The organism is Micromonospora sp. DT229 (genome assembly GCF_049844505.1).
Taxonomy (GTDB): Bacteria; Actinomycetota; Actinomycetes; order Mycobacteriales; family Micromonosporaceae; genus Micromonospora.
The window spans coordinates 1-14,788 of record NZ_JBNCLD010000035.1 but is presented as its reverse complement, the minus strand read 5'-3'; the positions used below and the strand labels follow the sequence as shown (position 1 = coordinate 14,788).

General features: G+C 70.3%; 13 protein-coding genes and 1 pseudogene. 7 read left to right on the top strand and 7 right to left on the bottom strand.

The window, feature by feature from the left end; genetic code table 11:
• Positions 1–8: 8 nt before the first annotated feature.
• From ACLQ2T_RS28800 to ACLQ2T_RS28790, 3 genes are read right to left on the bottom strand one after another with little or no spacing between them, the layout of a single operon-like run.
• On the bottom strand, positions 9–623 hold the full coding sequence (locus tag ACLQ2T_RS28800; protein ID WP_425769504.1) for a hypothetical protein: 615 nt from the start codon (positions 621–623) through the stop codon (positions 9–11).
• Positions 620–1,621: a TRM11 family SAM-dependent methyltransferase gene (locus ACLQ2T_RS28795; protein WP_425769503.1), complete on the bottom strand. Its 1,002-nt coding sequence runs from the start codon at positions 1,619–1,621 to the stop codon at positions 620–622. The genes ACLQ2T_RS28800 and ACLQ2T_RS28795 overlap by 4 nt, the downstream gene beginning before the upstream one ends.
• Positions 1,605–2,540, bottom strand: coding sequence for a hypothetical protein (locus ACLQ2T_RS28790; RefSeq protein ID WP_425769502.1), 936 nt, complete (start codon positions 2,538–2,540; stop codon positions 1,605–1,607). Before ACLQ2T_RS28790 ends, ACLQ2T_RS28795 begins: the two co-directional genes overlap by 17 nt.
• Positions 2,541–3,376: 836 nt before the next feature.
• Here ACLQ2T_RS28790 and ACLQ2T_RS28785 point away from each other — a divergent pair.
• From ACLQ2T_RS28785 to ACLQ2T_RS28755, 7 genes are all read left to right on the top strand, one after another.
• Positions 3,377–4,255, top strand: a complete 879-nt coding sequence (locus tag ACLQ2T_RS28785) for a hypothetical protein (RefSeq protein WP_425769501.1) — start codon at positions 3,377–3,379, stop codon at positions 4,253–4,255.
• A 428-nt stretch (positions 4,256–4,683) separates the two neighbouring features.
• Positions 4,684–5,064, top strand: coding sequence for a pilin (locus tag ACLQ2T_RS28780; protein WP_425769500.1), 381 nt, complete (start codon positions 4,684–4,686; stop codon positions 5,062–5,064).
• A gap of 5 nt (positions 5,065–5,069) precedes the next feature.
• Positions 5,070–5,984 (top strand): conjugal transfer protein TrbL family protein, encoded by a 915-nt coding sequence (locus tag ACLQ2T_RS28775; RefSeq protein WP_425769499.1) that lies wholly within the window; start codon positions 5,070–5,072, stop codon positions 5,982–5,984.
• A gap of 35 nt (positions 5,985–6,019) precedes the next feature.
• The gene (locus tag ACLQ2T_RS28770; RefSeq protein ID WP_425769505.1) at positions 6,020–6,949 is read left to right on the top strand and encodes a PrgI family protein; all 930 of its coding nucleotides are present in this window, start codon (positions 6,020–6,022) and stop codon (positions 6,947–6,949) included.
• A 5-nt stretch (positions 6,950–6,954) separates the two neighbouring features.
• The gene (locus ACLQ2T_RS28765) at positions 6,955–8,742 is read left to right on the top strand and encodes a VirB4 family type IV secretion system protein (protein WP_425769498.1); all 1,788 of its coding nucleotides are present in this window, start codon (positions 6,955–6,957) and stop codon (positions 8,740–8,742) included.
• A gap of 32 nt (positions 8,743–8,774) precedes the next feature.
• Complete coding sequence (locus ACLQ2T_RS28760; RefSeq protein ID WP_425769497.1) at positions 8,775–11,255, top strand: type IV secretory system conjugative DNA transfer family protein; 2,481 nt, start codon at positions 8,775–8,777, stop codon at positions 11,253–11,255.
• 200 nt (positions 11,256–11,455) lie between these two features.
• Positions 11,456–12,331, top strand: coding sequence for a replication-relaxation family protein (locus ACLQ2T_RS28755; protein WP_425769496.1), 876 nt, complete (start codon positions 11,456–11,458; stop codon positions 12,329–12,331).
• 106 nt (positions 12,332–12,437) lie between these two features.
• Here ACLQ2T_RS28755 and ACLQ2T_RS28750 read toward each other — a convergent pair whose 3' ends face one another.
• The 4 genes and pseudogenes from ACLQ2T_RS28750 to ACLQ2T_RS28735 form a co-directional block, all read right to left on the bottom strand.
• On the bottom strand, positions 12,438–12,608 hold the full coding sequence (locus ACLQ2T_RS28750) for a hypothetical protein (protein WP_425769495.1): 171 nt from the start codon (positions 12,606–12,608) through the stop codon (positions 12,438–12,440).
• 13 nt (positions 12,609–12,621) lie between these two features.
• Positions 12,622–12,851 (bottom strand): annotated as a pseudogene (locus tag ACLQ2T_RS28745) (IS1380 family transposase); the annotation flags it as partial.
• A 233-nt stretch (positions 12,852–13,084) separates the two neighbouring features.
• Complete coding sequence (locus ACLQ2T_RS28740; protein WP_425769494.1) at positions 13,085–13,492, bottom strand: hypothetical protein; 408 nt, start codon at positions 13,490–13,492, stop codon at positions 13,085–13,087.
• Between the two features lie 83 nt (positions 13,493–13,575).
• Positions 13,576–14,694, bottom strand: a complete 1,119-nt coding sequence (locus ACLQ2T_RS28735) for a S1 family peptidase (RefSeq protein WP_425769493.1) — start codon at positions 14,692–14,694, stop codon at positions 13,576–13,578.
• Between the last annotated feature and the right edge of the window lie 94 nt (positions 14,695–14,788).

Below are 14,788 nucleotides of genomic sequence, written 5' to 3'. Positions count from 1 at the left end.
ACAGACGATCACGCGGTGGCCGCGCCACCTCTACCCGCTCCCATCAGCGAAATCTCAAACGGCGGCTGCCGTACTAGGCCGTGGTCGGTCAGGAAGCGGAGGCAGTCGGTTCGTCGCCAGCCCAGGTCGAGTAGGGGGAAGACGTTGCGCATGTAGCCGACGTCGGCGTCGCGGGCACGGTGGACCTCGTCGACCGAGATGCCGATGGCCATCTCGGCGACCACGCCGGCGGGCACCCGCCGCGGGTGGGGGTATCCGAGCCTGCGCCGCACCTCCACCTTGATCGGTTTGATCTTGTACTCGGACGTGCACTGTCGTCGGGCCATGCCCCGTTCGCCGTTCGGGCCGAGGGTGAAGAGCGGCATGGACGCGAAGCGGTGTGCCGGGTCGAGCGCGTCGGCCCGGATGTCGCCGGAGCTGACGCGCACGACCTCGATGCCCGCCTGCCGCGCGATGCCGGTCAGGCGGTCCAGGTGCCGGTAGACCGCCGCCGGCTCCCACGACGTGTCAGCGAAGATCGCTGCGTCGAAGGTCGGGATCCGGCCCTGGACGGCGAGTAGCAGGAGGGTGGAGCTCTGCACCCCGGCGCCGAGACTCAGATATCTGGCTGCGCGTGTGGTCATCCGACCACCCCGCCGCCGGAATCGGGCGTAGCCCCCGGAATCGGCTGCTTCGCCAAGATCAGGACGTCCTCGTGGGCGATGAGGTGCATCGGCACCCCGCCGGCCCTGGCCTTACGTACCTGTTGGAGTTGGAAGAACGACGGCCGGGCGACGAGATGCCCGTCGCGGACGGCCGCGAGGAGCGCGACACACCGTTCGATGGGGACGAGACCGGCACGCTGGCCGGCGGCGATGACGGCGCTGGGCAGGTCGACCAGTTCGCCGCGTTTGCGCCAGGGGCGGGCGGTGACCACGACGATGCCGCCGGGTCGTAGCAGGGTGGCGCAGCCGGCCAGGATCTGGGTGAATCCGTCGGCGAGGCCGGTCAGGTCGCGGTAGGCGAGGTTGCCTCGGTCCTCGCCGTCGTTGTACCGGTCGTCGTACTTGACGACCCCGTCCGCGCCGGGCCGAACGAGGCCGTGCACCGTGGGCCCGTACGGCGGGGAGGTGACCACGAGCGCCACCTGCCCGGTGAGGGCCTTCGGGACCAGTGACGTCAGTCGGGTGGCGTCGCCGCGGATCACCGACGCGCGTCCGGTCGCGCCTTGGTCGTGGGCGTGGCGGATGTTGGCGTCGGCGATGTTCGACCACTGCGGCTCGTACTCGATGCCGAAGGCGTCGCGTCCGGCGTGGACTGCCTCGACCAGGGTGGTGCCGATGCCACACATCGGGTCCAGGACCAGGTCACCGGGCTGGGTGTAGGCGCCGATGGCGTGGGCGGCGATCGCCGGCAGCATCCGGGCCGGGTGCTTGACCGACTCCGGCACGTACCGGCCCCGTCGCTGGACCGGGCCGGTCGTCTGGGCGGTGGTCCAGACGGACAGGCCGTCGGCTGCGGCGCGGTGGCGTTCGTCGTGCTCTTGGCGGCGGCCCTGGTAGTCGTCGCCGCGGGTGGGGCTGACGGTGGCCGTGTTTGGGTCAGGGTGTCCCGGGTCGCGGTGTTCAGGCACGGCTCTCACCGCCCTCGCGGTCACGGCGCCGCCGCGACCCGGGCACGGCGGGGAACTGCGGGATGGTGAAGACCAGCAAGTCGGCGTGGACCCGCAGATGGGCGACCCGCCACTGCTCGGCATCGACGTGGGCCAGGGAGAGCAGTTCCTCGTCGGTGACGTGGTAGACGAACTGGTCGCCGTCGGTGTCGGCCTCGACCGCCACGATGTGTTGCAGGTAGCCGAGTCCGGCCCCCGACGCGGCGGCCACGAGTGGCCCGAAGTCCTCGGGAGTGGGCTGTGTACCGGTGGGAACGCCGACGACGAGGACGAGGCAGCCGCCGGGGCGCAGCAGCCGCGTGCAGGCGGTGAGGAGCCAGGCGAGGCGGACGCGGGCGGTCATGTCGGCCTCGTGTAACGGCCAGGAGGCGACCAGCAGGCTGGTGGCCGCGTCCAGCGGACCGTCGTGGGGCGGACGGACGACCGCGGTGTCGGTGCCGCATAGGTCGGGGTCGGTGAGGTCGTCGCCGAACCAGTCGACCAGTTCGGGCGGGTCCTGCGCGTCACCGGCCTGCGGCTCGACCGGGGCGGTGAGTGGGCGGGTTGTGGTCGTGGTCGCCGGCAGGCCGGCGGTGGCGGGTCCGATGATCAGGCTGGAGCTGTCGGTGAACCAGGCACGGTGGTGCCGGCGTCCGCCCTGGGCGCAGATCTCGGTCAGGGTGTGGTCGGTGGTGAGGTCGACCACCGCCTCCCCGGGCCGGCTGTAGGCGGCGACGAGGCGGTAGGCCAAACGGGTGGGCAGGCTGGTGGGTAGGTCGGCGTCGGTACGGGCCGTGCGCCAGACCGTGATCGGTACCGGCGGGTCACCGGCGATCAGGTCGATGAGAGTGGCCTCGGCCGGCCCGGTGTGGTCGGCCTGGTGGTGCGGGTGCGGCGGGTGCTCGCTCATATGGATGTCGGCTCCGCGCCGCGCCGTGAAGCGCTGACACCCCCAAACCGGGCCTTGTGAGCCCTGGCGAACACTTGCCCACCCCACAGGCACTCACACCACGCGACCCGCGCACCGGCATGTCCTGCTTCCCGTCGCCTCGTCTGCTGCTCACGACGTCAGAACCACCCTCGGTCGCCGCCTACCGCGCCGGAACCGGCCCTATTCCTGCTCGTCGTCTGTCAGTGACGTTGCGTCACTGACAGAAGTCGCTGACGGATGCTCATACTGGTGCGGAGGACGCCTTGGGCGCCGACGTGGACACCGTCGTCGACCAGCACTGTGAGACGTCATCGAGCACCGTCTGCCGGGCCGATGCCATCGAGGTGGCGTCGCCTGTCACAGGACGCGGGATGGCCGGCGGTGACAACCGCCCGCCACTGCCGCCGGTATGGCGAGAGTCCCCTGCGGGCCGTCCCCGGCCGGCGGTGACAGTGACGCGGCGAGTCGCTTGGTCGTCACAGCGGGCCGCCCGTGTCCCCGGTGAGGTCGTCCGCGCCGTCTCACGGTCACGGCGTGAAGCCTGCGCCACCGCCACCCGGGCCGCGCGGTCACAGGGTCTGTCAGGGTGTCACAGGGCAGGTCAACCGGCCTCTGTCAGAAGTCCCGCCGCGATAGAGGGCGATGGCAGACCGTGCGGGCTGGGCCACTGACAGAGGCCGACCCCGGTGGCGAACAGTGCCGGGAAGCTCTGTCAGGTCCTTGTGAGTCGCCTGTGGCGCAATCGATGGCACCGGTCGCCGTGACAACACCGGCGACGGCATCCCGCATCCCTTCGCTGTCACAGGAGTTTTGCCATGAGCGTGTCCGACGCTACGAACTGGCCGACGTCCGCCCTCGACGCGGCGCAGACCGCCTTCGCCGCGCTGACCTGCGAGCCCGCGCCGCTGGTCTTCGACTGCACGGTGCTGGCCTGCGACGCGGGTCTGCCGCAGCCGGTGATGCCGCTGCCCGCGCTGCGGGACTGGCTGCTGCGCCATCCCCGCGCCTACACGGCGCGTGACGAGGTGTGGCGGGAGCTGATCCGGCGTGCCCGGCTCGACGGGCCGCACTGGGTCGTCGCCGCGGTCGGCATGGCGATGCCGGCGCTGCAGCGGTACGCGGCCCAGCTGTGCGAGGGCTACGACGGCGACCCGGCGGACATCGACGCCGAGGTCCTCACCGGGTTCCTGACCGCGCTGCGTGACCGGGCGGACCTGACCAAACCCGCGCCGTACGCGAGCCTGTGCCGGGCGGCGTGGCGAGCCGGGCGGAATCTGCGCCTACAGCGGCAGGAGTACGTGCCGGTGGAGGACATCGAGCACGTCACCCCCGGCTCCCGCACCCCGAGGGTGCCGTACGGGCATCCGGACCTGCTGGTTCGCCGCGCGGTGGCCCTCGGCATCCTCGACCCCGAGGACGAACAGCCCTACATCGACGTGCGGCTCGGGTACCGGGCGATCGAACCGATCGCCGCCGCGTACGGCGTCAGCGTCGACGCCCTGCGCATGCGGCTGTCCCGCATCGACAGCCGCATCGCCGAGGCCCTCGGCGACGGGCTTCTGACCGGGCTCGTGTCGCCGGAGACCACGGCACGACTGCGGCAGCGGGCCGAGCAGCGCCGTCGGTGCCGCGCCGGACGCGCCGCAACCACCCGCCGCGAAAACGCACGTCAGCACGCTGCGGCAGCCGCCTGACCAACCACCGCAAACGGCTGTGGCCCGACGTTGCGCGTCGGGCCACAGCCGTTTCTCCGTGCCGGGCGCCTGACCTGGCGCTGTGAGCCCTCACAGGACGGTGTGAGCGCGGCAAGTGTTCGCCAGGACTCACAAATCCCGGTTTGGGGGTGCGGGACTCGGCGAGCTGTACCGCTCGCCGGTTCCCGCCCGCCGCCGGGCGATGCGAGCAGCCGCGATCCGCGCGCCTCGGGTGCCGCGCCAGTTGATGCGCTGACACCACATCGATGACCGCAACCCACCCATGAGGGAGGACGAGCTCCTCCCGGGGCTCACGCGGGTTCCGCGCTTCTCGCCCGCGTCCGGCGGCGGTCCCCATCTGCTTCGAGTATTCGCCGCCCTCGGTCAGGTCTGTTCGTGGCCGGGGTGCGGCGGGAGGTGAACGCCCAATGTCCCGCACCCCACAGCACCCTTTCCGAATTCCGCGAGTCGTTCGTCTCGCGTTCCGTGTCGCCGTACCGCTGGTCGGTGTCGGCCTGTCGCTCGCCGTGCCGGCCGCCGCGTACGCCGACCCGGGTGACGCCGTGTACCTGGCGGCGAACTCGTTGCCGGTGGTGATCACCAACCTGCGGGCCTGGATCATGGGGATCCTCGCCGCTCTCGCCACCCTGTTCCTCGTCCTGGCGGGCGTGTACTGGGCCACCGCCGGTGGTGACCCGTCGCAGGTCGAGAAAGCCAAACTTGCCCTGCGTAACGCGTTGATCGGCTACGGCCTGGCGGTGCTCGCACCGATCCTGCTGCAGGTCGTCCAGGGAATCGTCGGGGGCTGAACCCGATGGGATGGTTCCTCGACCAGACGTTGGAGTGGCTGACCGAGGCGATCCTGGCCTGCCTCGGTGCGATCTTCGACCTCATCACCAGCGTCCTGCTCACCACCCCGAAGGTCACCGGACTGCCGCAGGTGCAGGCCCTCACCGGCCGGTCGGTCTGGATCGTGGACACCGTCTTCGTCCTCGCGTTCGTCGCCGCCGGCGTACTCGTCATGGTCGCCGGCGGCGGCGAGCAGTCCCGGTACACGGTCAAGGACCTCCTTCCGCGGCTGGTCGTCGGGTTCACCGCCGCGCACTTCTCCCAGTTGGCCTGCGACCAGCTCATCGATCTCGCCAACGCCCTGACCGCGGCGATCAGCGACGGCGGCTACGACGGTGACGGCGCGTTCACCGCGATCCGCACCCATCTCGCGGCGGCACAGGACCGCACTGTCCCGCTGTTGTTTCTGGTCCTGGCCCTGGTCATCACCGTCCTGGTCGTGACGGCCGCGTTCCAGCTGATCGGCCGGTTCGTGGCGTTGCTGGTGATGACGGCCATCGCGCCGCTGGCGCTGGCCTGCCACGCGTTACCCGCCACCGACGGCCTCGCCCGGCTGTGGTGGCGCGCCTACGCCGGATGCCTGGCGATACCCGTGGCGCAGGCGTTCTTCCTCACCGCCGGTGAGCAGACACTGCTGGACCCGGCGGCCATGCTGCCCGTGTTCGGCCTGCCCGCCGACCCGGGCGGCACGCTGAACCTCCTGGTCGTGGTGGTGCTGCTGTGGACCACCGTCAAGATCCCCGGGCTGATGGCCCGCTGGGCGGGCCAGACCGGACGCGGCACGAGCACCATGCTCGGCGCGGTCGTCCGCGTCGTCGTGGTGCAGCAGCTCGCCCGCACCGTCCCCGGCCTGAACACCCTTCGGAGGACCATCAGATGACCTCACCCGAGCCCGAAACGCCGACCAGGGCACGGATGCCCGCCGACGTCGACACCCCCGACAAGGTCGCCTACGGCCTGACGTTCCACCAGCTGGCGATCGTCGCCGCCGGCGCGCTCGTCTTCTACGGCCTGTGGCGGGCGCTGCACGGCATCGTCGCGACACCGCTGCTCACAGGTGCCGGTGTCGTACTCGGCGGGCTGGTCATCGGCCTGGCGCTCGGCCGCCGCGACGGCCTGTCCCTGGACGTGTGGCTGCTCCACGCGATCCGCCACACCCGCACCCCCCGGGCACTGACCACCACCCCCGGCACCACCAGCGTTGGTGTGCCGGACTGGGTCGATACCCCGAAGACCCGTCGGCAGCCGTTGCCGGCGCCGCTGCGGCTGCCCGCCGACGCCATCGACGACGACGGACAGATCAGCCTCGGCGGCGCGCGGGCGGCGATCGTCGGCACCACCACCGTGAACCTGGCGCTGCGCACCCCCGACGAGCAGGCGGCGTTGATCGACGGCTGGGGACGGTGGCTCAACAGCCTCTCGGCCCCGGTCCAGATCGTCGTGTCCGCGCAACCGGTCGACCTGGCCTCCCACAGCCGGGCCCTCGCCGACGCCGCGGACACCCAGCCACATCCACGGCTACGCGCGGCCTGCGCCGACCACGCCGCGTTCCTCGCCGACCTCGCCGCACGCCGCGACCCGCTGCGCCGGCAGGTCCTCATCACCACCGCCACCGGTGTCGGCGAACGCGGCCCGCACGCCGCGCGGCGCCGCGCCGACGACACCGTCCGCGCGCTGTCTGGCCTCGGCGTCACCCCACGTGTCCTGGACGGGCCGGCGGTCACCGCCGCCCTCACCTGCGCCGCCGACCCGTACCGGCCGCCGCGCCCGGGTGGCCTGGCCGCACCCGACGCGGTCATCACCGCAACCCCAGCCACCCGCAACGACAGGAGAGCAAAACCGTGATCATGATGAGGCGTCGCATCAGAGGTCGTTCCGTCGAGCGGTCCCGGACCGGTTCGGTGGCGTCGGCGGTCGCGCCGGCCACCGTCGAGGTCACCCCCCGGTGGCTGCGCGTGGGCGACGGCTACGCCGCCACCCTGGTGGTGACCGGCTACCCGGCCGAGGTCGGCCCGGCGTGGCTGGAGCCGCTGCTGTCCTGGCCGGGCCGCCTCGACCTCGCCCTGCACATCGCGCCGCTGCCCGCGCCTGTCGCCGCGTCCCGGCTACGCACACAGCGAGCCCGCCTGGAGTCGTCGAGGCGGGCCGACGCCGAGCGCGGCAAACTCGCCGACCCCTACGTCGACGCCGCCGCCCACGACGCCGGTGACCTGGCCGAACGACTCGCCCGAGGCGCGGCGAAGCTGTTCCGCGTCGGTCTCTACCTGACCGTGCACGCCCGCACCGAAGACGAACTACTGCAGGCGTGCGCGCAGGTCCGGGCCGCCGCCGCGTCCACCCTCCTGGAGGTGCAGCCCGCGACCTGGCGGCAACTGGCCGGCTGGACCACCACCCTGCCCCTCGCAACGGACGGGCTGCGGATGCTCCGCACCATGGACACCGCCGCCCTGGCCGCCGCCTTCCCCCTGTCCAGCCCGGACCTGCCCGCCCCCCTGCCCGGCGACCCACCGACCACCGGCGGTGTCCTCTACGGCATCAACCCCGCCAGCGCGGGGATCGTCTGGTGGGACCGCTGGACCCAGGAGAACCACAACTCGATCGTCCTGGCCCGCTCCGGCGCCGGAAAGTCGTACTTCGTCAAACTGGAGATCCTGCGCAACCTCTACCAGGGGGTGCAGGTCGCGGTGGTCGACCCCGAAGACGAGTACCTGCGCCTCGCCGACGCCGCAGGCGGCAGCATCGTCCGGCTGGGCCTGCCCGGCGTGAAGATCAACCCCCTCGACCTGCCGACCGGCGACCGGCGTCCCGACACGCTGACCCGCCGCGGCCTGTTCCTCCACACCCTCATCAGCGTGCTGCTCGGCCACCAGCCGCCACCGGCGGAACGGGCCGCGCTGGACCGGGCGATCCTCGCCGTCTACCGGGCCGCCGGCATCACCGCCGACCCGGCCACCCACCACCGGCCCGCACCACTGCTGCGCGACCTGGCCGCCACGCTGCGCGCCGACGACGACCCGGCCGCCGCGACCCTGGCCGCCCGGCTCGCACCGTGGGTGCAGGGCAGCTTCGCCGACCTGTTCGACGCACCGACCACCCAGACCCCCGTCGGACACCTCGTCGTGTGGTCACTGCGACACCTGCCCGACGAACTACGCACCGTCGGCACCCTCCTCGCACTGGACGCGATCTGGCGCACCGTCGACACCCCGCAACGCCCGTCGCGGCGACGCCTCGTCGTGGTCGACGAGGCGTGGCTGCTGATGCGCGACGGCGAAGGCGCCCGCTTCCTGTTCCGCATGAGCAAGGCGGCCCGCAAACGCAACGCCGGACTGACCGTCATCACCCAGGACGCCGCCGACCTCCTCGGCACCGACCTCGGCCAGGCCGTGGTGTCCAACGCCGCCACCCAGGTGCTGCTGCGACAGGCACCCCAGGCCATCGACGCCGTCGGCGAGGCCTTCGGACTGACCGACGGTGAGCGGCGACTGCTGCTCTCGGCCCGCCGTGGCCAAGGACTGCTGATCTCCGGCGTGAACAGGACCAGCTTCGAGTCGATTTCCTCGGACACCGAGCACACCCTGTGCACCACCGACCCGACCGAACTGGCGCATGTCGATGAGGAAGAGGACGACCTGTGACACCACCGACCGAAGTCCTCGGATCAGCGCTCATGTCACCGCCACCGGCGCCCAGCCCCACCATCGGGCCGGGCGCCGGCCCCATTCCCCCTCCTACCGGACCCGAGGCTGCCCTGGTCGACGCCGCCGTGTGGGCCGCACAACGACCCTGGCTGGCGGCCGTCGCCGCCGGACTGCTCGCCGCATGGATCGCGGCCCGCAACCTCGTCGAGATCTGGCGGCACCACCACCACGCCCACGACGCGCGGCTGGTCACGATCGCCCCGCCGCCCGAGGTCGACCCGCACAGCGCCGCCGCGTTGTGGGCGAACCTGGCCGGCGTACTCACCCCGTCACGACGCCGACGCCTGCTCTACGGCACCCCGCACGTCGTCTGGCAGTACACCTGGTCCGGCCGACAACTGCTCATCTCCATCTGGGTACCCGGCACCGTCCCACCCGGGGCGGTCGAGGCGGCAGTACGGGCGGCGTGGCCCGGCTCGGCCACCACCACCTTCGACAAGCCGGCACCACCGATCCCCCTGGACGCCCACCCCGCCGCCGGTGGGCACCTGCTGCCCGTATACGCGGAGTGGCTGCCGCTGACCGCCGACCACGACACCGACCCGCTGCGCCCCCTGATGTCCGCCGGCGCGCAACTCAAACCCGGCGAGTACGCCTGCGTGCAGATTCTCGCCCGCCCGGCCACACCCCGGCGAGCGGCACGCGCCCGTCGGGCGGCCGGACGGCTTCGGGCCGGCAAGACCGCTGTCCCGGCGCTCAACCCGGCAGCGCCGGTGCTGTGGCTGCTGGAGGCGTTCCTGCCCGGCAGCGGCAACACCGGCCGCCCCACGTCGGTGGCCCGTCGGGATCCCACCGTCGAGCGGGACGTCCGGGCGATCCTGGACAAGACAGCGCACCCGCTGTGGCAGACCGGTATCCGGTACGCGGTCGCCACCACCAGCCGACGCCCCGGCGCCGACCCGCGGGGTCGGCTGCGGGGCATCGCCGACACCCTCGCCTCAGCCTTCGCCATCCACACCGGCCGCAACCGACTCACCCACCGCGCCCGGATGCCCGCACCGGTGGCGGTCCTCGCCGCCCGACGGCTCGGCCCGGGGTTCCTGACCTCCGCCCCGGAACTCGCGGCACTGGCCGCCCTACCGCGCGACCTGGCCGTACCCGGCCTCGACCGGGCGCGGGCCGCGTCCATGCCGGCACCGGTCGCCGTCCCCGGCGGCGGTCGTGGGGTGAAGATGCTCGGCGACGCCGAGATCGGCGGCCACGCCGTCGGACTCGCGGTACCCGACGCCAGATATCACCTGCACGTCATCGGCTCGACCGGCTCCGGCAAGACCACCCTGCTGGTCAACATGGCCCTCGACGACATCAAAGCCGGCCGCGGCACCGTCGTCATCGACCCCCACGGCGACCTCGTCCTGGACATCCTCGACCGGCTCCCCGCCACCGTCGCCGACCGCGTCGTCCTCTTCGACCCCGACCAGGACAACCCACCCACGCTCAACCCGCTCGAAGGCGATGATCCCGACTTGGTCGTCGACAACCTGGTGTCGATCTTCGGCACGATCTTCGCCAAAGCGTGGGGGCCGCGGATGGACGACGTCATGCGGGTCGCCTGCCTCACCCTGCTACGCCACAACAACGTCACCCTGCAGCACATCCCCCCACTGCTCAACAGCCCCCAGTTCCGCTCCGCGATGACCGTGGACCTCGACGACCCGGCCGGGCTCAGCGGCTTCTGGCAGTGGTACGACAGCCTCAACGACAGCCTCCGCTCCCAGGTCATCGGCCCCGTCCTCGCCCGTCTACGGGCGTTCCTGCTCCGCGACTTCGTCAAACGGACGATGCGCTACCCGAGATCAAGCTTCGACATGGGCCGCGTCCTCGACGGCGGGGTCCTGCTCGTCCGCATCCCCAAAGGCGTACTCGGCGAGGACACCAGCCGGCTGCTCGGCTCCCTCATCCTCGCCCAGGTGTGGCAGGCCACCACTGCCCGCGCCGCCATCGCACCCGAGAAGCGCCGCGACGCGAGTTTAATCATCGACGAGGCGCAGAACTTCCTCACCCTCGCCAACTCGCTGGACACGATGCTCGCCGAAGCCCGCAAGTACCGGCTCTCCCTCGTCCTCGCCCACCAGGACCTCGCCCAGTTCCCCCGCGACCTGCTCGCCGCCGCCTCCGCCAACGCCCGCAACAAGGTCTACTTCACCTGCGCACCCGAGGACGCCAAAGTCCTGTCCCGACACACCCTCCCCGAACTCGGTGAGCACGACCTCGCCCACCTCGACGCCTACACCGCCGCCGCACGCCTCGTGGTCAACGGCCGCCAAACCCCGGCGTTCACCATGAAGACCCGACCACCGAGACCGGTCGTCGGTGAGGCGACCGCCATCCGGCAAGCAGCCGCCGCAGCGGTACCGGCCCAGGACACCAGCGCCGTCGACGAACTCGTCGAACGACTCAGCCGCAAACCCGACCAACGGCGCACCCGTCCGAAGATCGACCGGGCCTGACCGTCATTTGCCGCTCCAGTGGCGTCGCCCGGGTCGCGCACCGGATCGTCACCGGGGCCGTGACCGGTGACCGCCGAACACAGCTCCCACATTGCTGACCTGGGCTGTCAGTGCCGCACACGCCCCCTGACAGACCACTCCCCACTGCCAGACACCCTCCCGATCGGGAGGGAACCCCATCCTGCCCAGGAGCAAACATCGTGTACCCCCGCGTTCCCCCCGCCTCCAGCAAACCGGATCCCCTCGCGGTCTTCGGCCGTATCGTTCCCCGCGACCACGCCCTGCTCGCCCTACTCGCCGAGCACTACCTGCTGTCCACCGACCAGATCACCAACGCCTTCTTCGACAACCGCCGCACCGCCCAACGCCGACTCACGATCCTGCACCGCCTCGACGTACTGCACCGCTTCGGCCGCAGCAACCACAACGGCCGCTACGGATCCCTGCTCTACACCCTCGGCCCCATCGGCCTGCAACTACACCCCACCACCTACCACGACCCGAACGGCACCGGCGGCAAGCCGCCGCGCAGCTCCCTGGAACGCGCCAAACGGATCGCCGCCAGCGGCCAGGTCAACCACCTCCTCGGCGTCAACCAGTTCTTCACCGACCTCATCGCCACCGCCCGCCGCAGCACCGACGCCCGCCTGTCCCGCTGGTGGTCCGAACAGCACGCCACCACCGTCTACGCCCAAGCCGGCATCCGCCCCGACGGGCACGGCGTGTGGACCGTCGGCGACACCTCGACCGGCTTCTTCCTCGAACACGACAACGACACCGAGAACCTCGCCCGCGTCGTGGCCAAACTGCGCGGCTACGAACGCCTCACCACCTTCGGCCCCCGCTACCCCGTGCTGTTCTGGGTACCCAGCCGACGCCGCGAAGCCAGCCTGCTCGGCGTGCTCGCCGGACTGCGCACCGCCGGCCCGATCGCCACCGCCGTTCACGGCCCCGATCCGGCCGGCAGAGTCTGGACCCTCGTGTCGGATCCCACCTACCGGCGCTACCTGCACGAGCTGCCCTGCGACCACGGCCCCGACACGATCACCAACCCGCAGCGCTTCGACGACCTGTAAACACGCCGCCTGGCCAGGGCAGGGGAGCCGTACATGTATTCCAGCGTTCGCGTGCGCTCATCGGCGATCTGGAGTGGCCAAAGCTTCGCCAACACCGGCAGGGCAGTCAATCAAGAAACCGATTGCGAAGGCTTCCCCCAAGAATCGGCGGGCTCGGCGACGCCAACCCGACCAGCGCTCGCGCCTGCTTCCACGGGTCGGTGATGCTGCGGGCGATGATCTCGGCGTCGTCGGTCAATCGCCGGGTCCGATCAGCGTCGCCGGTCCCGGCGACCATCTCGGCAATTCTGGTCAGCGCTTGCGCCTGCGCGTTCGGGTCGGATCACCGCCACATCCACCGCGATCCGGCCCGGTTCTGCTCGCCCCGCCGCTGCCGCAGCCCGCCGAGGGCCTGACTGAACGCACCGGTCAGACCGGTCGCGTCCGCGAGATCGTCCAGCAGCCGGGCGCCAGCGTGACTGACCACGCCCCGCCCGTCACCGGTGACCACGATCTCTGGACGCGTTCGGGAAGCCTGCACCCTGCAAGTGCCTTCCGTGACGGGATGACCAGGACCTTCGACAAGCCCTATCGTCCCAGATCAGAAAGTACTTTCCTGTTTCCCGTCCAGCCCGTGGACAGCCCTTAACGAAGGGGCTGAGGTTAGGAGGGCCACAGGTATCCGGTGGGAGCGAGGTGTTGGTTGATCCAGCAAGCCGGGGACACGACATATGTCGTGTCCCCGGCTTGCTCGATTGAGGTGCGACGATCGTTCTAATTGACACTGTCGACGATCGCGACCTCCTCCGATCCGACGCACTCGGTGGGCACCTCTGGGAAGCCGTCGCCTAGGGGCAGGCTCTGATAGCCGCCGCCTGCCTCGAAGGAGTCGCCTACCTTGATGTGCCTCTTGCCAGGTACCGCCACTCCAGTCTGGCCACCCTCAAGGAGCTTGGTGCCGTTCGGCCAGGCAAGGAGGTGGACACTGCCCTCGCTGGTCCGAACCGCGAGGCATCGTCCGTCCGCGATGATCAATTCTCCCGCGATTTGGGCATCGCGGCCACCCTCAGACGCTGGCGCCACGATGGTACGCACGTCGCCGGATTCGACGATGTGGCCGCCACCGCTTTCACCACCGCAACCGGCGACGGTTCCGAGGCCAACGAACGAGGCCACAATCAACCAGCGAGGCCATCTTCCGTAACCGCTCACTCGTACCACACCCCTTGGAAATGCCAAGTTCAGGAACTGGATGCCCCGATGGTTCACGATGTCTTCAATAGTAGCCCCAGTGTGATGTGGACCTGTTGAGTGGGTGTGAACATATCCCGATTGATCAGGTTGTAGGTCTTCCAGCCGGAGTGGACTCCATACGCGGCAGTGCCCCAGTACCAGGGACCGCCGCTGTCTCCGCCGGCCGCCTTGCGGCGATGGGTCATGGCAAGGCCACAGTATTGATCACGGCATTGATTGAGCTGATACACCTCATCGCAAGTCGCTCCGGAGGTCTTGCCGTACTTGCATACCGAAATGCCCGGCGTGGGATGGCCATAGGTCGCCACGTTACGGCGTGCACCTGAGTCGTAATAGAACTGATTCCCCACCGCCTCCGAAGAGCGGTGCCACTGCATGTCCCCTTGGGCGCCCTCGTGGGCGGAAATAAAAGTTAGGACGCTGCGGCCCTCGTATGCCTGCGAATTCCCGCAATGGCCTGCGGTAGTCAACCCGTGCTGGGACGTGTCTGTGGACCTCCGAACCGGGAATCCGGCCGTGCAGGAGGAAAGGGAGCCGCCGCCATAAACGGTGTCAACGCCGCCATCGAGGTATGGGTCTACCTTGACTTCCAGCCGAACAGCAGGAGGAGTAGCGTTAACTGCGGCGGCCACCGGCTCGGCTGCAAGGACTGAACGAATGCGGGCAGTCGCTTCAACAGGGGAGAGCCCTGGACGGGGCTCGACCGACACGCGGATAACACCGGCAGTGGTGTCGGGATCCGTCGCCACCCTGGCCGCACGCCCCTCTTCCGCCAAGATCGCGTAATGGATGCTCTTGGCTGCCTCAACCAGGCCGGTCTCGCTCCATTCCACATGCTCACGGATCTCAACTCGGGCAGGCACGGAAGTAAAGTAGCCGCCGATGTCCGCTGGTGCGGATCCGCTGAATGAGACCCAGGCGTCGTAGTTGGCGCCGGAGCCGATCGCGGCATCAGCGAAAGTCTCTGGGTGTGCTTCGCGTAATTGACCCACCGAACGCGCGAACTCATGCCTCCACGCGTACCTGGAGATTGTCGACTCCAGATCCATTGAATGCTGCTCCGCGAACAGCTTGAGATCTTGAAGCTCCTCCGCAGTCGGCTTGACTGCAACCGTGGTCGGCTGAATCACCGAACGCTCCGGAACACTGAGGTGATCTCAGCAGCGTATAAGGGTTGATTGGTGCGACACGGGCGAAGGTGTCGAGTCGGGCGGCAGTGGAAAC